The sequence below is a fragment of the Pseudomonas sp. NPDC089554 genome (assembly GCF_050280645.1).
Lineage (GTDB): Bacteria > Pseudomonadota > Gammaproteobacteria > Pseudomonadales > Pseudomonadaceae > Aquipseudomonas.
Genome location: NZ_JBNNVR010000015.1, coordinates 1 through 26,385, shown reverse-complemented (window position 1 = coordinate 26,385; position 26,385 = coordinate 1). Strand labels below are relative to the sequence as shown.

At 65.1% G+C, this 26,385-nt stretch carries 13 protein-coding genes; 10 read left to right on the top strand and 3 right to left on the bottom strand.

The window, feature by feature from the left end:
- Positions 1-17 precede the first annotated feature (17 nt).
- Positions 18-917: a TauD/TfdA dioxygenase family protein gene (locus tag ACQKPE_RS07100; protein WP_427664444.1), complete on the bottom strand. Its 900-nt coding sequence runs from the start codon at positions 915-917 to the stop codon at positions 18-20.
- Positions 918-1,495: 578 nt separating this feature from the next.
- Between ACQKPE_RS07100 and bcsQ the strand changes: the two genes are divergently transcribed.
- The 9 genes from bcsQ to ACQKPE_RS07055 are packed head-to-tail and all read left to right on the top strand — an operon-like array spanning position 1,496 to position 16,246.
- On the top strand, positions 1,496-2,650 hold the full coding sequence (gene bcsQ, locus ACQKPE_RS07095; protein ID WP_427664442.1) for a cellulose biosynthesis protein BcsQ: 1,155 nt from the start codon (positions 1,496-1,498) through the stop codon (positions 2,648-2,650).
- Positions 2,647-4,869: a UDP-forming cellulose synthase catalytic subunit gene (bcsA, locus tag ACQKPE_RS07090; RefSeq protein WP_427664440.1), complete on the top strand. Its 2,223-nt coding sequence runs from the start codon at positions 2,647-2,649 to the stop codon at positions 4,867-4,869. Before bcsQ ends, bcsA begins: the two co-directional genes overlap by 4 nt.
- Positions 4,866-7,166, top strand: coding sequence for a cellulose biosynthesis cyclic di-GMP-binding regulatory protein BcsB (gene bcsB / locus ACQKPE_RS07085; protein WP_427664438.1), 2,301 nt, complete (start codon positions 4,866-4,868; stop codon positions 7,164-7,166). Before bcsA ends, bcsB begins: the two co-directional genes overlap by 4 nt.
- A gap of 4 nt (positions 7,167-7,170) precedes the next feature.
- The gene (gene bcsZ, locus ACQKPE_RS07080; RefSeq protein WP_427664437.1) at positions 7,171-8,382 is read left to right on the top strand and encodes a cellulose synthase complex periplasmic endoglucanase BcsZ; all 1,212 of its coding nucleotides are present in this window, start codon (positions 7,171-7,173) and stop codon (positions 8,380-8,382) included.
- The gene (locus tag ACQKPE_RS07075; RefSeq protein ID WP_427664435.1) at positions 8,358-12,338 is read left to right on the top strand and encodes a cellulose synthase subunit BcsC-related outer membrane protein; all 3,981 of its coding nucleotides are present in this window, start codon (positions 8,358-8,360) and stop codon (positions 12,336-12,338) included. The genes bcsZ and ACQKPE_RS07075 overlap by 25 nt, the downstream gene beginning before the upstream one ends.
- An 18-nt stretch (positions 12,339-12,356) precedes the next feature.
- Positions 12,357-13,013, top strand: a complete 657-nt coding sequence (locus ACQKPE_RS07070) for an SGNH/GDSL hydrolase family protein (RefSeq protein ID WP_427664433.1) — start codon at positions 12,357-12,359, stop codon at positions 13,011-13,013.
- On the top strand, positions 13,013-13,672 hold the full coding sequence (locus ACQKPE_RS07065) for an alginate O-acetyltransferase AlgF (RefSeq protein WP_427664538.1): 660 nt from the start codon (positions 13,013-13,015) through the stop codon (positions 13,670-13,672). Before ACQKPE_RS07070 ends, ACQKPE_RS07065 begins: the two co-directional genes overlap by 1 nt.
- Before the next feature lie 19 nt (positions 13,673-13,691).
- Positions 13,692-15,107, top strand: coding sequence for an MBOAT family O-acyltransferase (locus ACQKPE_RS07060; protein WP_427664431.1), 1,416 nt, complete (start codon positions 13,692-13,694; stop codon positions 15,105-15,107).
- Positions 15,107-16,246, top strand: coding sequence for an alginate O-acetyltransferase AlgX-related protein (locus tag ACQKPE_RS07055; protein WP_427664429.1), 1,140 nt, complete (start codon positions 15,107-15,109; stop codon positions 16,244-16,246). Before ACQKPE_RS07060 ends, ACQKPE_RS07055 begins: the two co-directional genes overlap by 1 nt.
- 80 nt (positions 16,247-16,326) lie before the next feature.
- Here ACQKPE_RS07055 and ACQKPE_RS07050 read toward each other — a convergent pair whose 3' ends face one another.
- Together ACQKPE_RS07050 and ACQKPE_RS07045 are read right to left on the bottom strand one after the other, a co-directional pair.
- Positions 16,327-17,703, bottom strand: coding sequence for an HlyD family type I secretion periplasmic adaptor subunit (locus tag ACQKPE_RS07050; RefSeq protein WP_427664427.1), 1,377 nt, complete (start codon positions 17,701-17,703; stop codon positions 16,327-16,329).
- Positions 17,693-19,849, bottom strand: a complete 2,157-nt coding sequence (locus ACQKPE_RS07045; RefSeq protein ID WP_427664426.1) for a type I secretion system permease/ATPase — start codon at positions 19,847-19,849, stop codon at positions 17,693-17,695. The genes ACQKPE_RS07050 and ACQKPE_RS07045 overlap by 11 nt, the downstream gene beginning before the upstream one ends.
- Before the next feature lie 682 nt (positions 19,850-20,531).
- Between ACQKPE_RS07045 and ACQKPE_RS07040 the strand changes: the two genes are divergently transcribed.
- Positions 20,532-26,385: retention module-containing protein (locus ACQKPE_RS07040; RefSeq protein WP_427664424.1), on the top strand; the 5,854-nt coding region annotated here is incomplete at its 3' end.

Here is a 26,385-nt window from a genome sequence, read left to right as displayed (position 1 = left end):
ATGAAGTTCCTCAGTCGTCAGAACGGGGCATCGCCCTGGATGGTGGTTCGGTAGAGTTTGCGGCGCAGGTGCGCGGGGCAACCGGCGGCCAGGTGGATCAGCGAGCGGTTGTCCCAGAACACCAGGTCGTGGGGCTGCCATTGGTGGCGGTAGATGTTCTGCTCCAGCACGCTCAGGGCGTACAGCTGTTGCAGCACGTCGCGGCTTTCGTCCTCGGGCAGGCCAACGATGCGGGTGGTGAAGCCCTCGCTGACGAACAGCGCCTTGCGGCCGTTTTCCGGGTGGGTACGCACCACCGGGTGGATGACTTCGTTGACCTGCGCCAATTGTTCGGCGGTCAACGTGGGGCGCCAGTTGCCTTCGAACTTGGTCTCGGCGTAACGCGCGGTGTAGGAATGCGCCGCGCTGCGGCCCTCGACCACGGTGCGCAAGGCAGGCGGCACGGCATCCCAGGCCTTGTGCATGTCGGCGAACAGGGTGTCGCCGCCTTCGCTGGGCAGCTCCTGCGCATGCAGCATCGAACCGAGGCTCGGCAGCTCTTTATAGGAAAGGTCGGAGTGCCAGAACTTGCCGGCATCGCCCAGGCCGACGTTGCGGCCATCCTCGATGATGTTGGAAACGATCAGGATCTCGGGGTGGCCTTCAAGCAGGAACTGCTTGAGCACGTGAATCTGCAACTCGCCAAAGCGGCGGCTGAAGGCAACCTGTTGTTCGGGAGTGATGCGCTGGTCGCGAAACACCAGGACGTGATGGTCGAGGTGGGCACGGTGGATCTTGCGAAAATCCTCGGCATTGACCGGCCGGCCCAGGTCGAGGCCAATCAGCTCGGCGCCGACAGCGTCAGCGAAGGGGCGGATTTCAAAGGTTTGCGGCTGGGCGCTGTCGATCGACGACAAGGCGTTAGAGGCGGCGGACATGGTTCACTCCCACGCAGTGCGCGACATTCAAGGGGCGCGCATCGATTCAGAAACGCACGGGGGTTCTCCCGTGTGGGTTCGAGTCGTGCGGCGCGCCGATTGGTCGGCAGGTACGCAGTGGAAGCGAATATAAAAGAATAAGAAAATAAATTTAAATACGTTTATTGAATAAGCATATGTAATGAGATGTTTACGGTTTCCCGACGACCAGCAGCCTCCGGGTGCTTACGCTATACCGTAATATGGTTATCATTCGTAAGAATTATCCTATAAGCGGAGTCGGCATAAGAGGACACTCAGTCCCGCGCCCCGACCCGCTTGCAACGCCAGCGTCAACATCCTGCCCTAGACCCTTGTGTATTCAACTTCTGCCGCTAGCCGCCGAAATACAGGCTATGGCTCGGGTTAGACAGGTCGTGTGAAAGTCAAAAAAACGGCGCTGTTTTTTCGAATTCAGAAATTCTGAATCGAAATAAACAAATTATTGACACAGCCATTTTGATATCAGACCCTTGCCCCCGTGGTAGGCCTGATTTGACCCCAAGCCGTCCAGATAGCCGTAGGCTGGAAGTACATATATGAGCCAAGCAGACGATGTAGGGAACCTGTTCCTCCGGTTCGGGGCGAGCGCCGACAGCTACAAGGAAATCAATTCCGAGTTCGAGTACTTCGAGCCGCTGCTGGCCAGCGTCGAAGCGCCTGTGCCTGTGCCACCGCCCGCCATGGCCAAGAGCCCGGCGGCAACCCTGGTCGAACTCAAGCGCGCGCCAGCGCTGCCCGCTGTCAGCCTGCCCGTGCAGGCCACTGCGCAACCCGTGCCCGCCGCCAAGCTTCCGGCGCCAGTCGTAACCCCGTCGCCAGCCCCCGCCGGCTCGCTGCGTGAACGTTTGCTGGCCGTGGCCAGCGAGCGCCGCGCCCAGGTGCAACCGCCAGCCGCCCAGCCCGGCACGCCAGCGCAACGCCCACAAGCCCAGGTGATCGTGGTGCTGTCGGCCAAGGGCGGCGTGGGCAAGACCACCGTGGCGGCGTCCCTCGGCAGGCTGCTCAAGCGCCGGGCCGGGCGCACCGTGCTGCTCGACCTCGACCCGCAGAACGCGCTGCTCAGCCACTTCAACCTGTCGCGCAGCACACCCGGCCTGAACCATGCCCGCCTGCACGACAGCACCTGGGGCACGCACTGCGTCATGACCACTTCGGGCCTGGAGTGCCTGCCCTTCGGCCCCAGCAACGCGGCCGACCTGCGCGCCTTCGACAGCCTTCTGAGCACGCACCCTGACTGGCTGGCGCGGCAACTGGCCGACCTCAAGCTGGGCCGCGACGACCTGCTGGTGATCGACACCCCCACCGGCACCTCGCCCTGGCTGCAACAGGCGCTGGCCATGGCCGACCAGGTAGTCGGCGTGACCCAGGCCAACGCCGCCTCGTACCTGGTGCTGGACAAGCTGCAAGCCTGGCTGTCGCACCTGCACCCGCAGGCTTGCCACTTCCTGGTCAACAAAGTCGACCCGCAAAACGCGCTGAGCGTCGACATGGCCGAATTGTTGCATCGTCACCTGGGCAACCAGTGGCTGGCCGCCATTCCACTGGACGCGCAATTCGACCAGGCCCTGGCCTTCGAATACGACCCTTTCCAACAACCGGCCGACACCCCCGCCTGCCAGGCGCTGCGGGCGGTCGCCGTCAACCTGGCTCAACGGATCGAGCATAACCGCGAAGAATCCAGCGCCAGATGACCGTACACCACAAGACGGCGCCGGTACCCCCGACGCCGAGCAGCGCGCGGGCGGCTGCCTGGCTTGCGCCACTGCAACAGCTGCCGCAGGGCATCAAGCGTGCCCTGAAAATCGTCGCGTTGGTCCTCAGCCTGCTGTTCCTGGTGGCCGTGGTCACCGCGCCCCTGGACCTCGAACGCCAGTTCGCCTTCGCGGCGCTGTGCTTCGTCTGCCTGTTGGTGCTGCGCAAGGTGCCCGGCCGCCTGGCGGTGATCATGATGATCGCCCTGTCGCTGGTGGCCACCCTGCGCTACGTATACTGGCGCCTGACCGACACCCTGGGTTTCGACAACTGGCTGGACATGTTCTTCGGCTACGGCCTGGTGGCCGCCGAAACCTATGCGTTGATCGTGCTCGCCTTCGGCTACATGCAAACCGCCTGGCCGCTCAAGCGCCAGCCGAAGATCCTCACCTCGCCCCCTGAAGAATGGCCGGTGGTGGATGTGTTCGTGCCCACCTACAACGAAGACCTGAGCATCGTGAAGCTCACGGTACTGGCCGCCCAGGCGATGGACTGGCCGAAGAACAAGCTGCGCGTACACATCCTCGACGACGGCCGCCGCGAGAATTTCCGCGAGTTCGCCCGGCAGATCGGGGTGAACTACATCGTTCGCGACAACAACCGCCACGCCAAGGCCGGTAACCTCAACGAAGCGCTGAAGGTCACCGATGGCGAGTTCGTGACCATCTTCGACGCCGACCACGTGCCGACCCGCTCGTTCCTGCAAATCGCCATGGGCTGGTTCCTCAAGGACCCGAAGCTGGCGCTGCTGCAAACCCCGCACTTCTTCTTCTCGCCCGACCCGTTCGAGAAAAACCTCGACACCTTCCGCTCGGTGCCCAACGAGGGCGAGCTGTTCTACGGCCTGGTGCAGGACGGCAACGACCTGTGGAACGCCACCTTCTTCTGCGGCTCGTGCGCAGTCATTCGCCGTACCCACCTGCTGGAAGTCGGCGGCGTGGCGGTGGAAACCGTGACCGAGGACGCCCACACCGCGCTCAAGCTCAACCGCAAGGGCTACAACACCGCCTACCTGGCCATTCCCCAGGCCGCGGGCCTGGCCACCGAAAGCCTGTCGCGGCATATCAGCCAGCGTATTCGCTGGGCACGCGGCATGGCGCAGATCTTCCGTACCGACAACCCGTTCATCGGCAAGGGCCTGAGCTTCGGCCAGCGGGTCTGCTACGTGAACGCCATGCTGCACTTCTTCTATGGCCTGCCGCGCCTGGTGTTCCTCACCGCACCGCTGGCCTACCTGATCTTCGGCGCGCAGATCTTCCACGCCTCGGCGCTGATGATCACCGCCTACGTGCTGCCGCACATCTTCCACGCCAGCCTCACCAACTCGCGAATCCAGGGGCGCTTCCGCCATTCGTTCTGGAACGAGGTGTACGAGTCGGTACTGGCCTGGTACATCATGCGCCCGGTGCTGATGGCCCTGGTCAACCCTAAGTTCGGTGGCTTCAACGTAACCGACAAGGGCGGGATCATCGACAAGGAATACTTCGACTGGAAGCTGGCGCGCCCGTACATCGTGCTGCTGAGCCTGAACCTGATCGGCCTGGGCTTCGGCATCTTCGGGCTGATCTGGGGTGACACCAACGCCATGGTCACCATCCTGATCAACCTGGCCTGGACCGTCTACAACATCATCATCACCAGCGCCGCCGTGGCGGTGGCCTCGGAAACCCGCCAGGTGCGCACCGAGCCACGGGTTCGTGCGCAGCTGCCCGCCAGGGTGACCCTGGCCGACGGCCAGGTGCTCGACTGCACCACCGTCGACTTCTCGCAAAGCGGCGTGGGCCTGCAACTGCCGCACAACGACCTGATCGAGAAAGGCGCCAGCGTGGAGATCACCCTGCTGCGCAACAACCAGGCCTGCGTGCTGCCGGCCAACGTGGTGTTCGCCAAGGGCCGCATGGCCGGCGCGCGCTTCAAGCCGCTGACCCTGCGCCAACAGAGCGACATGGTGCGCATGACCTTCTCGCGTGCCGACACCTGGGCCCAGGCCTGGGGCAGCAGCAAGGTCGACACCCCGCTGGGTGCACTGCGCGATGTCAGCGGCATCGGCGTGCGCGGCATGCTCGACCTGGCCCGCGCCACCGTCGCCGCCTTGGCTCACCGCCGATACAAACGCCCGACTTCCACCCCTTTGGAACCTTCCCTGGACCCGCAATGACCGACATGCCTGACATCGACCGCGAGCCTCACCCGCTGCGCCGGCCACGCCTGCTGCTTGCCTGCTCACTGCTGTGCCTTGCCGGCCTCACGACCTCTGCGCACGCCGAAGAGGCTGGCGCTGCAGCCGCACCCGTCGCCTCGGCGCCGGCCCAGGATGGCTACCAGCTGACCTTCAAGCAGCTGGGCAAGGACTACACCATGGGCCTGCGCGGCATCGAGTCGACCGACACGGTCAACTTCGACGTGCGTGCCGACGAGGTGGTGACCGGCGCCCAGCTGACCCTGCAATACACCTATTCGCCAGCGCTGCTCAGCGACCTGTCGCAGATCAACATCATGGTCAACGACGAAGTCGCCGCCAGCCTGCCGCTGCCCAAGGAAACCGCCGGCACCGTGCAGAAGCAGACGGTGGAGATCCCGCCGTACCTGCTCACCGAGTTCAACCGCATCGGCGTGCAACTGATCGGCCACTACACCATGCAGTGCGAAGACCCGCTGCATTCAAGCCTGTGGGCCAAGGTCAGCAGCGACAGCCAGCTGAACGTGCAAGTAGCCCCGGTGGCGTTGCCCAACGACCTGTCGATCCTGCCGCTGCCGCTGTTCGACCGCCGCGACTCGCGCCCGCTGAACCTGCCGTTCGTGTTCGTCGGCACTCCGGACAACGCCATGCTCGAAGCTGCCGGTGCGGTGTCGTCGTGGATGGGCGCGCTAGCCAGCTACCGCGGCGCGAACTTCCCGGTGCAAACCCAAGGCCTGCCGGAAAAAGGCAACGCGGTGGTGCTGGTGACCGGCGACGGCGCCCGCCAATGGCACGGCCTGGACCTGCCCTCGGCGCAAGGCCCGAGCCTGACCCTGGTGACCAACCCCAACGACCCGCACGGCAAGCTGCTGATCGTCGCCGGCCGCGACGGCGCCGAACTCAAGCGCGCCGCCACCGCCCTGGTGATCGGCAACCGCAGCTTCGCAGGCAGCAGCGTGCTGATCGACAAGCTCGATGTGCTGCAACCGCGCAAGCCTTACGACGCACCGAACTGGCTGCCCACCGACCGCCCGGTGCGCCTGGGCGAGCTGATCGAAGCGCGCCAGCTCAGCGTTGCCGGCTACAACCCCGGCGTCATCACCGTGCCGCTGCGCCTGCCGCCGGACCTGTTCAACTGGCGCGAACAAGGCGCCCGGCTGAACCTGAAATACCGCTACACCCCGCAGCAAACCAGCACCAACTCGTCGCTGCTGGTGAGCTTCAACGACACCTTCATCCAGTCGATGAACCTGCCGTCGGTCGAAACCCTGGGCGCAGGTGAAGCGCTGCTGGCCTCGCTCAAGCGCGACGACAGCCTGGCCCGCGACGTTCGCCTGCTGCTGCCGCTGGACAGCGTGGCGCTGCAATCGCGCCTGCAACTGCGCTTCATGTACGACTACATCAAGCAGGGTGAATGCCGCGACATCATCATCGACAACATGCGCGGCGCCATCGACCCGGAATCGACCCTCGACCTGAGCGGCTACGACCACTTCATGGCCATGCCGAACCTGGGCGTGTTCAAGGACAGCGGCTTCCCCTTCACCCGCCTGGCTGACCTGTCGCAAACCGCCGTGGTGTTGCCTGAGCAGGCCGGCCCCGCCGACTGGAGCGCCTACCTGACCGTGCTCGGGCGCTTCGGCGAGTCCACCGGCTACCCGGCCACCGCTGTGACCGTGGCCCAGGCCGCCCAGGTGCCGAGCCTGGCCGACAAAGACCTGCTGGTGCTGGCCTCGGGCAGCAACCAGCCGCTGCTGGACACCTGGGCCGACCGCCTGCCAGGGCGCAACCAGGAAGGTGCGCAGTACGTCGAGTTCTCCGACCTGCCGCTGCGCCTGCGCGAGTGGATCAGCCCGGACCCGGTCGCCAACCTGCGCAAGGCCCGTGGCGCCTTCACCTTCAGCAGCGACGCCAGCAACTCCTACGTCACCGGCTTCGAGTCGCCGCTCAAGAGCGGGCGCAGCGTGGTGGTGCTGTCCAGCCCACGCCCGGAAAACCTGATGGAAGTGACCGACGCGCTGATCGGCGGCGAAGCCTACACCCAGACCCTGCAAGGCAGCCTGGCGGTGATCAAGGGCAAGAACGTCGAATCGCTGGTGGCCGAGCAGAGCTACTACGTGGGCAACCTGGGGCCGCTGCGCTACGTGCAGTGGCTGCTGTCCCAGCACGTGTGGGCGCTGTTGCTGCTGACCATTGCGGGTGTGGCCTTGGTCAGTGTGCTGGCCTACCTGTGGCTGCGTGCACTCGCCCGCCGCCGCCTGAGCGAAGGTGAATAAACCCATGGCCAAGCGTTGCGTCCCCTCCCGCCTGCGCCGTCTCGGCGCCGCCCTGGCCTGCTTGCTGCTGCCGGGCGTCGCCCTGGCCCAGGCACAGGCCTGCGAGGCCAACGCCTGGCCACTGTGGCAAACCTTCCGCACGCACTTCGTGCAGCCCGACGGCCGCGTGCTGGACGCCAGCACGCCGCAGCAGCACAGCTCGTCGGAAGGCCAGTCGTACGCCATGTTCTTCGCCCTGGTCGGCAACGACCGCGAAAGCTTCGACAAGCTCTGGGCCTGGGCCAAGGACAACCTGGCCGGCAGCGATATCCGCAGCAACCTGCCCGGTTGGTGGTGGGGGCTGGACGAGAAGAAAGCCTGGCGCTTGCTGGATCGCAACTCGGCCTCCGACGCCGATTTGTGGTTCGCCTACGCCCTGCTCGAAGCCGCACGCCTTTGGAAAGACGAGCGCTACACCAACGACGCCCGCTCCCTGCTGGCCAACATCGCCCGCCAGGAAGTGGCCGAGCTGCCGGGCCTGGGCAAGATGCTGCTGCCGGGGTTCATCAGCTTCGCCAAACCCGACCACTACTGGCAGCTCAACCCCAGCTACCTGCCGATTCCGGTGCTGCGCCGCCTGGCCGTGGCCGAGCCGAATGGCCCCTGGAGCGAGATCGCGCGCAACACCGGCAGCTTGTTCAAGGGCGTCAGCCAGCACGGCTTCGTCGCCGACTGGGTCGGCTACCGCGGCACCAGCCCCAACAGCGGCATGTTCGTGACCGACCCGGCCAAGGGCCCGCTGGCCAGCTACGACGCCATTCGCGTGTACCTGTGGGCCGGCGTCACCCCGGCCAAGGACCCACAGGCCAAGCCGATCCTCGACAGCCTGCAAGGCATGAGCCGCGCCGTGGCCAGCCAGGGCACGCCGCCGGAAAAGGTCACCCTGAACGACGGCGCCCTGCAAGGTACCGGCCCGTTCGGCTTCTCGGCCGCGCTACTGCCGTACTTCAAGGCCCTGAAACAGCCCTACCTGCTCGACCAGCAACGCGCCCGGGTCGACCAACTGATGGCCGCCAGCCTCACCGAAGAAGCGGTGAAAATGCGCCAGCCCCCTTACTACGATTTCGTGCTCAGCCTTTTTGCCCTCGGTTACATCGACGCGCATTACCAGTTCCTCGATGACGGCAAGCTGAAAACTTCCTGGGAGTCCTCATGTCCGCCCGCCGCAACACGCTAGCCCTGGGGGTCATGCTGGCCCTGATCCACAACAGCGGATACGCCGAGCTCAGTGCCAACGGCAAAGTGCTGCTCGAGCAGGGCCAGTACTGGCAGGCCCGCAAGGACAACGTCCGTGCTACCGAGGCCTGGCGCAAGCTGCTGCTGATCGATCCGCAACAGGCCGACGCGCTGTATGGCCTGGCCCTGCTGGAGCTTGACGGCAACCGCCCGCAGGGGGCTCGCCGCTACCTCGAACAATTGCGTTCCGCGCACCCCGAGGCACGCCAGACCCTGCTGCTGGAACAGGAAATCGCCCTGCATGCCGGTGGCAACGAGGAGCTGCTGGCCGACGCTCGCCAGCTGGCCATCTCCGGTGAGCTGGACCAGGCCGTCGTCGCTTACCGCAAACTGTTCGCCGGCCAAGTGCCGCAGGGCGATCTGGGCTTGGAGTTCTACAGCTACCTGGGCTACACCGAAGGTGGCTGGCAGGAGGCGCGCCAGGGGCTGGAACGCCTGTCGGGCCTTGCGCCCAACGACATGAAGATCAAGCTCAACCTGGCCAAGCTGCTGCTGCGCAACGAGAGCACACGGGTCGAGGGCATTCGCCGTCTCGCGTCCTATTCCTCGGACACGGTGATCGGTGGCGAGTCGGTGGAAGCCTGGCGCCAGGGCCTGTCCTGGCTGGGCAACCCGCGCCCGGCGGAAGTGCCGCTGTTCGAGGCCTACCTCAAGGCCTACCCGGACGACGAAGAAATTCGCGAGCAGCTCAAGAGCGGCGCCCGCGCCGCGCAGCCAGCAGCGCTCCAGCAGAACGCCAACCTCACCCGCGGCTTCAAGGCCCTGGACAACAACGACCTGGCCGCCGCCGAGCAAGCCTTCCAAGCGCGTCTGCGCGAGCAGGCGCAGGATGCCGACGCCCTCGGTGGCCTGGGCGTGGTGCGCCAGCGCCAGGGCCGCCTGGGCGATGCCGACGCGCTGTTCAAGCAGGCCATCAGCCGGGGCAACAGCAGCCGCTGGCAAAGCGCGTTGCAGGGCAACCGCTACTGGGTGCTGCTCGACGACGCACGCCAGGCCCGCGACAACGGCAACCCACAGCAAGCCCGCGAGCAGCTGCAACGGGCCATTGCCATGAACCCTCGGGAAATCCAGGGCCACGTGAGCCTGGCCGACCTGCAAGCCGCCCAAGGCCAGTTCGACGCCGCCGAAACCACCTACCGCCATGCCCTGTCGCTGGACGCCGGCAACCCCAATGCCCTGCGCGGCCTGGCCACGGTGCTGGCGCAGAACGGCAAGCTGGCGCAGAGTCAACGCCTGATCGACGGCCTCAGCGATGCCCAACGCCAGCGCCTGGGCGACCTGCGCACCCTGCGTGCGGCCATCGCCATCGGCCAGGCCAAGGAAGCCGAGCGCAGTGGCGACCTGGCCGGTGCCCGCACCGCCCTGGAAGCGGCGCTGCGCGACGATCCGCGCAACGTCTGGGCCAGCTACGACCTGGCGCAACTGCACCTGAAGGCCGATGCTCCCAGCAAGGCACGCCAGGTGATGGAGCAGATGCTGCGCAACAACCCAGGCCAAGCCGAAGCGCTGTACGCCAGCGCCCTGTACGCCAGCCGCCAGAACGACTGGGCCACCGCCCAGCAGCAACTGGCCCAGGTGCCGACGGCTCAGCGTACGCCCGCCATGCAGGCCCTGGCCGACGAAGTGTCGCTGCGCCTGCTGTCCGACCAAGCCCAGGAACTCGCCAGCCAAGGCCAGCGCCAGCAGGCCGTGCGGTTGCTGCAACGCGCCGAGAGCACTGCCGGGAGCGACCCGGCCAGCTTGTCGGCGCTGGCCTCGGCCTATATCGAAATCGGCCAGACCGACCGCGCCCTGACCCTGCTGCGCAGCGCCATCGCGCAAAGCCCCACAGCAGCCCCCAGCCTGCGCATCGCCTACGCCAACGCCCTGCTCAAGGCCGGCAAGGACGAAGAAGTCAGCAAGCTGCTGCGCGAGCTACGCAGCGAGCCGCTTCAAGGCGCCGACCAGCGCCAGTACGACGACCTGTTGTTCCAGTACACCGTGCGCCAGGCCGACCTGCTGCGCGAGAAAGGCGACTTGGTGGCGGCCTACGACACCCTGGCCCCGGCCCTGGCCCAGCGCCCGGAAAACGCCCAGGCCAACGCCTCCCTGGCGCGCATGTACCTGGACAACCGCAACCCACAGAAAGCCGTGGAGCTGTTCACCCCGCTGCTGCGCCGCGAACCGCAGAACCCCGACGTGCAAATGGGCGCGGCGCAGGCCTTCCTGGCCAACGGCGAGGCTGCCAAGGCCGAGGACGCCGTGGAGAAAGCCGTGCAGTTGGCACCGCGCAACCCGCAGATTCTCAGCAGCGCCGCTGGCTACTACCGTGGCCGCGGCAAGCTGGCCAAGGCCCAGGAGCTCTACGACCGGGCCCTGGCCCTGCAAGCACCGCAGGAAAACGAAATCCTCAACCCGTTCGGCCAGGCCGTAGCCGCCAACCCGTTCGTTGGCCAACCGGGCCAGCGCAAGCAGTCGCGCTTGAACGAAACGGTGCTGGCAGAAATTCCTGAGCCTGCTGCCGTGCAAACCCAGGCGCGTCGGCAGACCGCCTTCGATGCGCCGACCCTGGTAGCCAGCCGCGAGGCCGAGCCGCTGCCGCGTGGCGAACGCAACACCCTGGCGATGAATGACGCCCCCGCGCCTGTCGTCGACCCGCGCGCCGCGATCGAGCGTGAACTGGATCAGATTCGCGAGGCCCGAAGCCCGCAGATCAAGCAAGGCGTGACCTACCGCGGCAACGACAGCGAATCGGGCATGGGCAAGATCACCGATATCGAGACTCCGCTGGAAATCAGCCTGCCGTGGAACGATGACCGCGTGGCCCTGCGGGTGACGCCGGTGTCGCTGAATGCCGGCAGCGTGGGCAGCGAGCTGTCGTCCACCACCCGCTTTGGCGGCCCCAACGCCGACCAGGTCGCGCAGTACCTTGCCGCGCCCACCGACGTTGCGCGCAATGCCCTGGCTGACCAGTTCCTCAACGCCAGCACTGGCTCGCAAAAGGCCGAGGGCGTGGGCCTGGCCGTGGCCTACGAAAAGCCGTCGATGGGCCTGAAAGCCGACATCGGCACCAGCCCACTGGGCTTCCGCTACACCAACGCGGTGGGTGGCATCAGCCTCGACCGGCCGTTCGCCGAGAACAGCAACTTCCGCTACAACCTGAACCTCTCGCGCCGCTCGGTGACCGACAGCGTGGCCTCCTGGGCCGGCGTACGCGATGCCCGCAGCGGCCTGGAATGGGGCGGCGTGACCGCCACCGGCGGGCGCCTGCAACTGGGCTACGACAACCAGGAGTTCGGCAGCTACGTGTATGGCGCCTGGCACAGCCTGGAAGGCAACCATGTGGAGTCCAACACCCGCATCGAGCTGGGCAGCGGCATCTACTGGTACCTGGTCAACAACCTCGACCAGCGCCTGACCCTGGGCCTGTCGCTCACCGGCACGCGCTACGACGAGAACCAGAGCTTCTTCACCTACGGCCATGGCGGCTACTTCAGCCCGCAGAACTTCTTCTCCATCGGCGTGCCGGTGACCTGGGCGCAGCGCGGCCCGCGCTGGAGCTACCAGGTGCAAGGCGCCGTGGGCCTGCAACACATCGAGCAGGATGGCGCGCCTTATTTCCGCGACGGCACCACCCAAGCCGCGCTGGAACAGCTGAGCCGCGACTATGCTGCCGACGGTCGCGAGCTGCGCACCCGCTACGAGTCGCAGAACAAGTCCGGCATCGGCTACTCGCTCAACGCCAGCGGCGAATACCGCCTCGGCGATGGTTTCTTCTTCGGTGGCAGCCTGGGCGTGGACAACGCCCGCGACTACCAGCAATGGACCGGTGGCCTGTACCTGCGCTACCTGTTCGATGGCGCCAGCGGTGCGATGCCACTGCCGGTCAGCCCTTACCGTTCCCCTTATTCGAACTAAGTTCAAGGAGCCCTACCCATGGCGTCTTCCCTTCTCGCAGGCCTGACCATTCTGATGATCGGCGACAGCCACCTGGCTACGCCCGACTACCTGATCAAGAGCCTGCACGACAACTTCGTGCAGCAAGGCGCGCAAGTGCACTCCATGGGCGTGTGCGGCGCCAACGCCGGCGACTGGCTGAAGGTGACCCCCGGCACCTGCGGCGGCGCCGAGCGCCGTGGCACCGACAAGCCGGTAGTGCTAGGCACCAAGGCCGCCACCCAGCCGGTGGGCGAGTTGATCAAGGCCGACAAGGCCGACCTGATCGTGGTGGTGATGGGCGACACCATGGCCAGCTACACCAAGCCGGCCTTCCCCAAGGCCTGGCTGTGGCAGCAGACCAAGGATTTCACCAGCGCCATCAAGGCCTCCGGCACCAAGTGCGTGTGGGTCGGCCCGAACTGGGGCAGCGAAGGCGGCAAGTACGGCAAGACCTACGCCCGGGTGAAGATGACCTCGGACTTCCTCGCCGCCAACGTGGCGCCGTGCAGCTACATCGACTCGCTGGCCATGTCCAAGCAGGGCCAGTGGGCCACGGTCGATGGCCAGCACCTTACTGCACCGGGCTACCAGGCCTGGGCCAAGGCCATTGGCGAAGCGGTCGCCCAGAGCCCTGCCGTGAAGGGGACCAAATGATGCGCCGTGCCCTGCTGTCGCTTTCCTGCCTGCTGGCGGCCGGCGCCGCCCAGGCGGAAATCGCCCTGTACCCCACCGGCCCCAGCGAAGACTCGGCCTTCCTGCGCTTCGTCAACGCAACGCCTGCGCCCCTAGAACTGGTGGCCGCAGGCTCCAGCGCAAGCCTTGAGCTGAAGACCGCGAACAGTGTCTCGGACTACCTGCCGGTACCAGCGGGCAAGCCGATCAAGGGCACCCTCAAGCAACCCGCAGGCTCCGCCGCGCTGGACCTGAGCGTAGCGCCGGGCGAGTTCGCCACCGTGGTGGCGATTGCCGACGCCAAGGGCCTGCGCCAGGTCGTGGTGCGCGAGCAGCCCGATGACTTCAACGGCCTGAAGGCCTCTCTAGCCTTCGTCAACGTCGACCCCGCCTGCACCGGCGCCGCCCTGCGCCCAGCCGGACGCAACAGCGACCTGTTCAAGGATAGCGCCGAAGGCCAAGTGCAACGCCGCTCGATCAACCCGGTGAAGCTGTCGGTGCAGCTGGTGTGCGCCAATGCCAACGTCGGCGCCCCGGTAGACCTGGGCGACTTGCAGGCTGGCGAACGCTACAGCGTGATCGTACTGCCGGGCGCCAATGGCCCGCAGGCGCTGGCCACCGTCGACAAGCTGGCTCACTGACAGGGAACCCCGGCCGACCATGGTTTTCGCCTCGCTCGAGTTCCTCACGCTGTTCCTGCCGCTGTTCATGCTGGTGTATGCGCTGAGCCGTCCGGCCTGGCGCAACGGCGTGCTGCTGATCGGCAGTTGGCTGTTCTATGGCTGGCTGAGCCCGCTGTTCCTGCTGCTGCACATGGTGCTGACGGTGATCGCCTGGGTCGGAGGCCTGGCGGTGGACCGCAGCCGCGAGGACGGCCGGGGGCGAATGCGCCTGCTGGTGGCGCTGATCGTGCTGAACACCTTGGTGCTGTGCTGGTACAAGTACGCCAACATCCTCGCCGCCACCTATAACCAGCTGATCACCTACTACGGTGCGCTGCCCATGGAATGGCAACGGGTGGCCTTGCCGGCGGGCCTGTCGTTCATCGTGTTGCAAGCCATCTCGTACCTGGTCGACGTGCACCGGCACACCGTTCCGGTGGAGCGCAGCTTCGTCAACTACGCCACCTACATCTCGATGTTCGGGCACTCCATCGCCGGCCCCATCATTCGTTATGACTGGGTGCGCCGGGAGCTCGAGCAGCGCTACTTCAACTGGGCGAACTTCTCGCTGGGCGCACGCCGCTTCATGATCGGTATGTGCATGAAAGTGCTGGTGGCCGACACCCTGTCGCCGCTGGTAGACGTGGCCTTCCACCTGGAGAACCCGTCGTTCCTCGACGCTTGGCTGGGCTGCCTGGCCTACTCGCTGCAACTGTTCTTCGACTTCGCCGGCTACAGCGCCATGGCCATCGGCCTGGGGTTGATGCTGGGCTTCCATTTCCCGGAGAACTTCAACCGGCCGTACCTGGCCAGCAGCATCCAGGACTTCTGGCGGCGCTGGCACCTGTCGCTGTCGAGCTGGCTGCGCGACTACCTGTACATCGGCCTGGGCGGCAACCGCTTCGGCACCTGGAACACCTACCGCAACCTGTTCCTGACCATGGCCATCGCCGGCCTGTGGCACGGCGGCGACAGCTGGAACTACCTGCTCTGGGGTGCGGCGCACGGTATCGCGCTGTGCGTCGACCGGGCCTGGAGCCGCTCCAGCCTGCCGGCGCTGCCCAAGGTGCTGTCGCATACACTGACCTTGTTGTTCGTGTGCCTGGCCTGGACCCTGTTCCGCGCCCCGGACTTCGACACCGCCCTGAACATGTACGCCGGCCAGTTCGGCCTGCATACCTTCGCCCTGGGCGAGGCGCTGTCGGCCATGGTGCGTCCGGTGCATGGCCTGGCGGCGCTGCTTGGGGTGTTTTGCGTGGTCGCGCCGCTATGGCAGGCGCGCATCGAACGACGATTCGGTCACAGCCCGCTGTACGCGGTGGTGGCTGCCCTCTGGCCTGTGGCCGGTTTCCTGCTGGCGTTCTCGTTGATCGCTAGCCGTGATTCCGTGCCCTTCCTGTACTTCCAGTTCTGATGACCAACACGACCCCACCTCCAAGCACGGCCCCGACGCCTCCCAGCGACATCGCCGTGCGCACCAGCCCTGTGGCTGGCATCGCCCTTGCGGCTTTCCTCGGCATTGGCCTGGTGTCCTGCGGCTGGCTGCTGGCTAGCGGAAAACTCACCTTGCTGCCCGGCAAGGCGGTGTCCAACGACGAGGTACTCGAAGGCGAGATCACCCACCGCATCGCCAAGGAACTGGCCAAGGCGCCGCTGCCCGAACAGGCCGCACGCCTGGAACGCGCCGGCACCTGGCTGGTGCTGGGTGACAGCGGGCCGCGGGTGCGCCAGGGTTGCGAGCAGTGGCTGTTCATCAGCGACGAGTTCAAACTCGACCGCCATGCGCAGGCGAACGCCCAGGCCAAGCAGCAAGCGGTCATCGCGCTGCAGCAGGCCTTGGAAAAGCGCGGGGTGACGCTGCTGGTCAGCGTGGTGCCGGACAAGAGCCGCATCGCCGCCAGCCAGCTGTGCGACCTGCCGCGCCCGGCCAGCCTCGAGCCGCGTATCCGCAATTGGGCAGAGGGGCTACAGGCCGCGGGCGTGCCGGTGCTGGACCTCACGGCCGGCCTCCAGCCGCTGGGTAGCGATGCCTTCCTGCGCCTGGATACTCACTGGAGCGAGGCCGGTGCCAAGGCCGCTGCACAGGCCATTGCGGCCAAAGTAGCGGCGCTGGGTATCGAGGCCACGCCCACGCGTGCCTTCGATGAAGGCCAGCAAGCGGCCGCGCCAAGGCCGGGCGACCTAGTGCGCCTGGCGGGGCTGGACTGGCTGCCGACCTCGCTGCAACCGCCGCAGGAGTGGGTGCAGGCCACCACCTTCAGCGAGCAGACGCCGGGCGGCGACGATCTGGATGACCTGTTCGGCGACGACAACCTGCCCAACGTGGCGCTGATCGGCACCTCGTTCTCGCGCAACTCGAACTTCGCCGGGTTCCTGCAACAGGCGCTGTCGGCGCCGATCGGTAATTTCGGCAAGGATGGCGGCGAGTTCTCCGGGGCGGCCAAGGCGTATTTCGACAGCGCAGCATTCAAGCAGACGCCGCCGAAGCTGTTGATCTGGGAGATACCTGAGCGGGACTTGCAGACGCCGTATGCGGGGGATGTGGGGTTATAAATCCTGGGCTTGGCGCTGGCCCTGTGGGAGCGGCCCTTCCGCGACACAAGGCCGCTCCCACAGGATTTAGGGGCCACTATTCAGCGCTCGCGCAACGCCTCCGAATGGGCCTTGAAGATCGGCTTGAGCAGGTAGCTCATGATGGTTTTCTTGCCGGTGAGGATATCCACCGTCGCCACCATGCCCGGAATGATCAGCAGCGGCTTCTCGTCGGTGCCCAAATGGCTTTTGTCGGTGCGCAGCTTGATCAGGTAGTAAGTGGTCTTCTTGTCGTCGTCGGTGACGGTGTCGGCGCCGATCTGCTCGAGCTTGGCCTTGAGCCCGCCATAGATTGTGTAATCATAGGCGGTGAACTTCACCGTCGCCTCCTGCCCCGGGTGCAGGAAGGCGATGTCCTTGGGCAGGATCTTCGCCTCGATCACCAGCGTGTCGTCCAGCGGCACGATCTCGATGATGTCGCTGCCCGGCTGGATCACCCCACCGATGGTGTTCACCAACAGCTGCTTGACGATGCCGCGCACCGGCGAGGTGACCAGGGTGCGGTTGACTCGGTCGTCGAGGGCCTTGCTGGTGGCAGTGGCCTTGCTCAACTCGGTGCGCGCCTCGTTCAGCTGGGTGAGCGCCTCGCTGCGGAACTTGCCCCGGGTTTCCTCGACCTTGCTCTGGATTTCCTTGATCGCCGCCTCAGCCCGTGGAATGGCCAGGGCGGTGGCGTCCATCTGGCCGCGGTTCTCCACCTCGGCGCGGCGCAGGCGCAGGATCTCGACCTGGGAAACCGCGCCCTTGCCCACCAGCGGCTCGGACATGGCGATTTCCTGACGTAGCAACTGCAAGCTGCTGGCGTACTGGGCACGCTTGGAATTGAACTCGCGCAGCTCTTGCTGGCGCTGCACCAGCTGTTGCTCCAGACCGCCGATTTCATCCTGCAACTGCTGGCGCCGGCTCTGGTACAGCGACTCCTCGCTGGCGGCCTGGCTGGGCGAGGCCTTGCGCAGCTCCTCGTCGATCTTCAGCGGTATGTTCTCGACCTCGGCACTCAGGCGCTCGACCCGCAGCGCCATGGCCACGCGCTCGGCCTCGGTTTCGCCGACGTTGGAGGCGAAGCGTGTTTCATCCAGGCGCAGCAGGGGCTGGCCGACCTCGACGATTTCCCCTTCCTTGGCGAAGATTTGCGCAACGATGCCGCCTTCGAGGTTCTGTACCTTCTGCACCTTGGACGAGGGAATGGCCTTGCCTTCGCCACGGGTCACTTCGTCGATGGGCGCGACGCTGGCCCAGACGATCATGAACAGGAAGAAGGCGATGATGCCCCAGATGGTGAAGCGCACGATGCGCGGCGCATCCTCGATCAGCGACTTGCCGACCTCGGGCAGTGGCTGCCCGGCCAGGGATTCGGAGCCCTTGAAATAACGGCGTAGGTTTTCCTTGAAACTGCCGACATCGAGCTTAAGCGACACTGATCTGCCCCTTCTTCAGCGCTTCCATGACGGCGGCTTTCGGGCCGTCCGCGACAATTTGCCCACGGTCGATGACGATCAGCCGATCCACCAGCGACAACAACGAGGCGCGGTGGGTCACCAGCAGCACGGTCTTGCCTTCGATGACCGCCTGCAAACGCTGCTTGAGGCGCTCCTCGCCGGTGTTGTCCATGGCGCTGGTGGGTTCGTCGAGCAGCAGGATCTGCGGGTTGAGCAGCAGCGCCCGGGCCAGGGCGACGTTCTGCCGTTGCCCGCCGGAAAGGTTCTGCCCGCGCTCGCCCACTTGCAGCTCGTAGCCGTCCGGGTGCAGCCGGGCGAACTCGTGCACCCCGGCAAGCTCCGCGGCCTGCAGGATCATTTCATCCTCGATGTAGCGCGCGCCGCTGACCAGGTTGTCGCGCAGGGTACCGGCCAGCAGCTGGATGTCCTGGGGCACGTAGCCGATGTTGTGGCGCAGCTCGCTGACGTCGATCTGGCGGATGTCGACGCCATCGACCAGCAACGAGCCGCCATCGGCCTCGTACAGGCCGACGACCAGCTTGGCCAGGGAGCTCTTGCCCGAGCCGCTGCGGCCAATGATGCCGATCTTCTCGCCGGGCTTGATCACCAGGTTGATGCCCTTGAGCGCGAGGTTTTGCTGGTTCGGGTAGGTGAAGTCGACGCCACGGAACTCCACCGCGCCTTGCAGCACCTGGCGGCTGAGCGGGCGCTCCTCGAAATTGCGCTCCTGGGGCAGGCCCATCATCTGGTCGGTGGCGGTCATGGTCACCTTGGCCTGCTGGTAGCGCGCCAGCAGGCCGTTGAGCTGGCCGAGCGGGCCGAGGGCGCGGCCACTGAGCATGTAGCAGGCCACCAGGCCGCCCATGCTCAGGTTGCCACCGATGATCAGGTACACGCCGACGCAGATCATCGCCACCCCGGCCAGTTGCTGGATCAGCAGGGTGATGTTCATCGCCAGGCCCGACAGCACCTTGACCTTCAGTTCGAGGCGGCTGAGGGTGCCGAGGGTTTGCTCCCACATGTACTGGCGTTCGCTCTCGGCGTTGTTGACCTTCACCGCATCCAGCCCGGCGAGGGTCTCGATCAGGCTGGATTGCCGCTCGGAAGCCAGGGCCATGGTGCGCTCCATGGTCGCCATCAGCGGCTTTTGCAGGGCGTAGCCGATGCCCAGGGCCAGGGGGAAGGCGATGATCGGGATCCACACTAGGTGGCCGCCGATGATGGCGATGACCATGAGGATCAGTAGGGTGAACGGCAGGTCGATCAGACTGGTGAGGGTGAGCGAGGCGAGGAAGTCGCGCAGGCCCTGGAACTCGTGGATGTTCTGGGCGAAGCTGCCGACCCGCGCGGGGCGGAACTTCATCGACATGCCGACGATACGCTCGAACAGCGTCGCCGAGATGATCAGGTCGGTCTTTTTACCGGCCAGGTCCAGGCACAAGCTGCGCAGGCCCTTGAGGATCAGGTCGAACACGTAGGCCCCGGCGATGCCCACGGCGAGTACCCACAGGGTCGAGGTGGCCTGGTTCGGCACCACCCGGTCGTACACGTTCATCACGAACAGCGGCGCAGCCAGGGCGATCAGGTTGATCACCAGGCTGGCGGCAATCGCATCGATGTACAGCCACTTGCTGCGCAGCAACGTGTCGCGGAACCAGGAACGGGTGCGGGGGATGAGGTTGCCGTGGTTGACGTCGAACTTGTGCTGCGGCTGGGCGAAGAACACCTTGCCGCTGTAGTCGCTGACCAGCGCCTCGCGGGTGACCAGCACCTCGCCGCCGTCACTTTCGCTGAGCAGCAGGCGCGCAGTGTCGGCGTTTTCCCAACCCAGCAGCACGGCGCTGCGGCCTTCCTTGAGCAGCAACATGGCGGGCATGGCCAGGGTGGGGATCTGCTCGAGCTTGCGCTGCAACAGACGCCCTTGCAGCCCGGCACGGGCGGCGGCACGGGGCAGCAGCTCGGGGCTCAGGCGCTGGGCCGGCAACGGAAGCCCGGTGGTCAGCATGGCCCGGCTGGCTGGCTTCTGGTGCAGTACGCACAGGGTCAGCAGACTGTCCAGCAAGGGGTCGTCATGCTGGCTGCGGGGGTCGTGACTGAGTTGAACTCGACTGACTTCAGATTCCACGCGGCGCTCTCTTCATCCTTGCAGTAGATGGAAAAGTGGACAGGAGCGGCCCACTCAGCACTCAGGCTTTCGAATTAATGAATTAGCAATAGGCCATCATCCATTACTTCGTACCCGTCAATAACATGACAGGCTGTATCGTTCACCACCGGGCAAACTTTCGCTTGCTCTGCACTTAAACCAGACGGCAGCAGGCGCGGAAGGTTTCATATGACCCCTGCACTGCGGGTACTCCCCGATTTATACAATGCATCGCTGCCTGATCGAACTTCCTCAAAACGTCCCCAGCAAGACTAACCTGTGATTGAGCCGATGCAAGGTGTTGCCGTGAATTCCTTGTGAACCCGGCGAGACAGTCCAGAACGCCCGTTATTGACGCCTCGACGTTCAAGCCTGCATTCGACGCCCGCCGCTGCCAATGTTTTGCCAGGCGAAATTCCCAGGGAATCATTTGGAACACCTCCGAACTAATACCAAAGTAAGAATTGGCAAGCCTGCAATTCTCGATGTGACATGAGGCGAGGTGCGTCTGAATTTTCCAGACGCCTCGCTCCCGTCAGTGGCGCACATATCCGCCGCTCTAAAAGTTGGCGGCCCCACTGGCTTAGAACATTCCTCCCGCACGGTGAAGTCTGCGCCGACTGGGCATGGAAGCGATTGGTCGGGTAAACCGGAGAACTTCATGAGCACTGCCGTTGCCATCGTCAAAAGCGTTGTTGGCCAAGTTATCGCAGTATCCCCGGAGGGTATTCGCCGGGTCCTCATCGAAGGAGACCGATTGTTCGCTGGCGAGCAGGTGCTGACGGGCCCGGGTGGCGCGATCACCCTAGAGCTGGCCGACGGCCGCCTGCTCGACCTTGGCCGCGACACGCAGTGGAGCGCCGACGCCCCCGACAGCACCACCGACCTGAGCGAAGCCACAGCGCAGCAAGCCCCTTCGGTCGAGGAACTGCAGCAAGCCATCGCCGCCGGTGCCGACCCCACCACCGTGCTGGACCCCACCGCTGCCGGCCCCACCTCGGCAGGAGGCGGCAACGCAGGCGGTGGCCACAGCTTCGTGCAATTGCAGGAAACCGCCGCCGTCGTGGACCCCACCGTGGGCTTCCCGACCAACCCGCTGAGCTTCGCCATCAGCATGGCCAACCTGGAGCTGGGCGCGCCGGACACCAGCGTCAACAACCCGCTTGCCAGCAACAGCACCAGTGTCACCCCTGCGCCCGTCGGCACGGCGCTGACCCTGAGCGCCACGCCAACCCTCACCGAGGCCGGCGGGGTGATCGTCTACACCGCCACCGTGGGCCAGCCACCGCTCACCGACCTGGCCGTTACCCTATCCAACGGGGCAGTCATCGTGATTGCCGCAGGCCAGACCAGCGGCACGGTCAACGTGACCCTCCCGCCCAATGACACGGTGTACCTGGACGGCGGGCAGGTGTCCGCCACCATCACCGGCACCAGTGGCGGCAGCGGCCTGGTCGTCACCCCGAACCCCGCCCCTGCGATCACCACCATCACCGACACCCTCGACACCACCACTGCGACGCTGTCGGCCACGCCGAACGTGAACGAGGGTGGCGTGATCACCTACACCGTGACCCTGAGCAACCCGGCACAGACCCCGGTGACCATCACCCTGTCCAATGGCCAGTCGATTCTGGTCGAGGCCGGCAAGTCGACTGGCAGCATCGTGGTGCAGACGCCCGCGAACGATGTGTACGTCAATGGCTCCACGATAAACACGACGATCACGGGGGCAACGGGCGGCAACTTCGAGAATCTGGTCGCCAACCCGACACCTGCCAGCACCTTGGTGAGTGACAGCATCGATACCGTGACGGTCAGCATCACTGCCAATGGCAACGTGACCGAGGACCAGGCACCGACCTTCACCCTGTCGCTCAACCAGAAGCTGGACCACGACCTGAGCGTGACCCTGAGCAATGGCGCGAAAGTGGTGATCGCCGCTGGCCAGACCCAGGCCACCTACAGCCTTCCCGCCCAAGGCGATGACGTGTTCAAGGATGCCGGCCAGGTCAGCCTGGGCGTCAGCGATGCCGCTGTTGCCGGCAAGACCTTCGAGCACCTGGTGCTGGGCGGCCCGGCCACGGTGCAGATCAGCGATACCCAAAGCGACGTGGTGGCCACCCTGACAGCGGACAAGGCCACGGTCAGCGAAGGGGGGCAAGTCACCTACACCGTCACGCTCAGCAATGCCCAGGGCCTGTCGGTCACAGGGCACGGCGGCCTGACCTTCACCCTCAGCGATGGCACCCAGGTCACCATCCCAGCTGGCAGCGCCAGCGGCACGGCGACAGTGGTGGTCAAAGACGATGTCTATGTCGGCGGCCAACCGTCGCTGGTCAACAAGCTTGAGTCGGTGACCGGCGGGGATAACTTCGAGAAGCTCACCTTGGGCAGCAACACCCTCACCACCACCGTCACCGACGAGCCTGGGAGCGGTACGCCTGGCGCGGGCAACCAGGGCGACAAGGTCTCGGTCACCATCGTCAGCAACGGTGATGTCACCGAAGCTCAGCAACCATCGTTCACCGTGAAAGTGAGCCAAGCGCTGGATCGTCCGCTTACCGTCACCCTCAGCAATGGCGACCAAGTCACGATTGCTGCTGGCCAGACCCAGGTCGAGTACAAGGCCCCAGCCCAAGGCGACGATGTCTTCAAAGACGCAGGTTCGCTCACCGTCGGCATCAGCAACGCCACGGTTACTGGCAAGGCCTTCGAGAACCTGGAGTTCGGCGGTAGCGCCACGGTGCAGATCAGCGACACCACCAGCGAGGTGGTCGCCACCCTCACGGCAGACAAAACCTCCGTTGCCGAAGGTGGCCAGGTGACCTATACCGTCACCCTCAGCAATGCCCAAGGGCTCCCGGTCACCGGGCACAGCGGCCTGACCTTCACCTTGAGCGATGGCACCAAAGTGACCGTCGCAGCCGGCAGCGCCACCGGCACGGCCATCGTCACGGCCAAGGATGATGTCTACACCGGCGGCCAACCGAGCATCGTCAATAAACTCGAGAGCGTCACCGGCGGCGATAACTTCGAAAAACTGACCCTCGGCAGTAACACCCTCACCACCACCGTCACCGACGAGCCTGGGACAGGTACGCCCGGCGCGGGCAACCAAGGCGACAAGGTCGTGGTCACTATCGTCAGCAACGGCGATGTCACCGAGGCCCAGCAACCTTCGTTCACGGTGAAGGTGAACCAAGCACTGGATCGTCCGCTGACCGTCACGCTCAGCAATGGCGATCAAGTCACCATCGCCGCAGGCCAGACCCAGGTCGAGTACAAGGCTCCCGCCCAAGGCGACGATGTCTTCAAGGATTCCGGCTCGCTCACCTTGGGCATCAGCAACGCCACCGTTACCGGGAAAACCTTCGAGAACCTTGAGCTCGGTGGCAGCGCCACCGTGCAGATCAGCGATACCCAGAGCGAAGTGGTCGCCACCCTCACGGCGGACAAGACCACCGTCACCGAAGGCGGGCAGGTCACCTATACAGTCACCCTGAGCAATGCCCAAGGCCTCTCCGTCACGGGGCATGAGGGCTTGGTGTTTACGCTTTCCGACGGCACCACCGTCAGCGTTCCTGCGGGCAGTGCCAGCGGCACGGCCACGGTTGTGGCCAAGGACGACGTCTATGTCGGCGGCCAAGCCTCCCTGGTCAACAAACTCGAGTCGGTCGCCGGTGGCGGTAACTTCGAGAAGCTGACCCTCGGCAGCAATACCCTGACGACCACTGTCACCGACGAGCCGGGGACCGGCACACCGGGTGCGGGCAACCAGGGTGACAAGGTGTCGGTCACCATCGTCAGTAACGGCGATGTCACCGAGGCCCAGCAGCCTTCGTTCACCGTGAAAGTGAACCAGGCGTTGGATCGCCCACTCACCGTCACCTTGAGCAATGGCGATCAAGTCACCATCGCTGCGGGGCAGACTCAGGTCGAATACAAGGCGCCGGCCCAAGGCGACGATGTCTTCAAAGACGCAGGTTCACTCACCGTCGGCATCAGCAACGCCACCGTGACCGGCAAAACCTTCGAGAACCTGGAGTTTGGCGGCAGCGCCACGGTGCAGATCACCGATACCCAGAGCGAAGTGGTCGCCACCCTTACAGCGGACAAGACCACCGTCAGCGAAGGCGGCCAGGTCACCTACACCGTGACCCTGAGCAATGCCCAGGGCCTCCCGGTTAGCGGCCACGGCGGCCTGACCTTCACGTTGAGCGATGGCACCAAGGTCACCGTTGCGGCAGGCAGTGCCACCGGCACAGCCACGGTTGTCGCCAAGGACGACGTCTATGTCGGCGGCCAACCCTCCCTGGTCAACAAGCTCGAGTCGGTCAGTGGCGGCGATAACTTCGAGAAACTGACCCTCGGCAGCAATACCCTGACGACCACCGTCACCGACGAGCCTGGGACTGGTACGCCCGGCGCTGGCAACCAGGGCGACAAGGTCTCGGTCACCATCGTCAGCAACGGCGATGTCACTGAAGCCCAGCAACCGTCGTTCACTGTGAAGGTGAACCAGGCGCTGGACCGTCCATTGACCGTCACCTTGAGCAACGGAGACCAGGTCACCATTGCCGCTGGCCAGACGCAGGTCGAATACAAAGCCCCGGCCCAAGGCGACGATGTCTTCAAAGACTCCGGCTCACTCACCGTTGGCATCAGCAATGCCACCGTCACCGGCAAGGCCTTCGAGAATCTGGAGTTCGGCGGCAGCGCCACCGTACAGATTAGCGACACCCAGAGCGAAGTGGTCGCCACCCTCACAGCGGACAAGACCACGGTCACCGAGGGCGGACAAGTCACGTACACCGTCACCCTCAGCAACGCCCAGGGCTTGTCGGTCACGGGGCACAGCGGCCTGACCTTCACGCTGAGCGATGGCACCAAAGTCACCATCGCAGCGGGTAGCGCCACCGGCACAGCCACCGTGGTCGCCAAGGACGACGTGTATGTCGGCGGCCAGCCGTCGCTGGTCAACAAACTTGAGTCGGTGAGCGGCGGGGATAACTTCGAGAAGCTCACTCTCGGCAGCAATACCCTTACCACCACTGTCACCGACGAGCCGGGTACCGGTACGCCGGGGGCTGGCAACCAGGGCGACAAGGTTTCGGTCACCATCGTCAGCAATGGTGATGTCACCGAAGCCCAGCAACCGTCGTTCACCGTGAAGGTGAACCAGGCGCTGGACCGTCCACTCACCGTCACCTTGAGCAATGGCGATCAAGTCACCATCGCTGCCGGCCAGACTCAGGTCGAGTACAAAGCGCCCGCCCAAGGCGACGATGTCTTCAAAGACTCCGGCTCACTCACCGTAGGCATCAGCAATGCCACCGTCACCGGCAAAACCTTCGAGAATCTGGAGTTCGGCGGCAACGCCACCGTGCAGATCAGCGATACCCAGAGCGAAGTGGTCGCCACTCTCACGGCGGACAAGACCACCGTCACTGAAGGCGGGCAAGTCACCTATACCGTGACCCTCAGCAATGCCCAAGGCCTCTCCGTCACGGGGCATGGGGGCTTGGTGTTCACGCTTTCCGACGGCACCACCGTCAGCGTTCCTGCGGGCAGTGCCAGCGGCACGGCCACGGTCGTGGCCAAGGACGACGTCTATGTCGGCGGCCAGCCGTCGCTGGTCAACAAGCTCGAGTCGGTGAGCGGAGGCGACAACTTCGAAAAACTGACGCTTGGCAGCAATACGGTTACCACCACCGTCACCGATGAACCTGGGACAGGTACGCCTGGCGCGGGTAACCAGGGCGACAAGGTCGTGGTCACTATCGTCAGCAACGGCGACGTGACCGAGGCCCAGCAGCCAAGCTTTACCGTGAAGGTGAACCAGGCACTGGATCGCCCATTGACCGTGACCCTCAGCAATGGCGACCAAGTCACGATTGCTGCTGGCCAGACCCAGGTCGAGTACAAAGCCCCGGCCCAAGGCGAGGATGTCTTCAAAGACGCAGGTTCGCTCACCGTCGGCATCAGCAATGCCACCGTGACTGGCAAGACCTTCGAGAACCTGGAGCTCGGCGGCAGCGCGACTGTACAGATCAGCGATACCCCCAGCGAAGTGGTCGCCACCCTCACAGCAGACAAAACTACCGTGGCCGAAGGCGGCCAGGTCACCTACACCGTCACCCTTTCCAATGCCCAAGGTCTCCCGGTTAGCGGCCACGGTGGCCTGACCTTCACCCTGAGCGACGGCACCAAAGTCACCGTCGCAGCGGGCAGCACCACCGGCACGGCCATCGTCACCGCCAAGGATGACGTCTACGTCGGCGGTCAGCCGAGCATCGTCAACAAGCTCGAAAGCGTCACCGGTGGCGATAATTTCGAGAAACTCACGCTCGGCAGCAACACCGTCACCACCACCGTCACCGATGAAACCGGCTCCGGCACGCCCGGCGCAGGCAACCAGGGCGACAAGGTCTCGGTCACCATCGTCAGCAATGGCGATGTCACCGAGGCCCAGCAACCTTCGTTCACCGTGAAGGTGAACCAGGCATTGGATC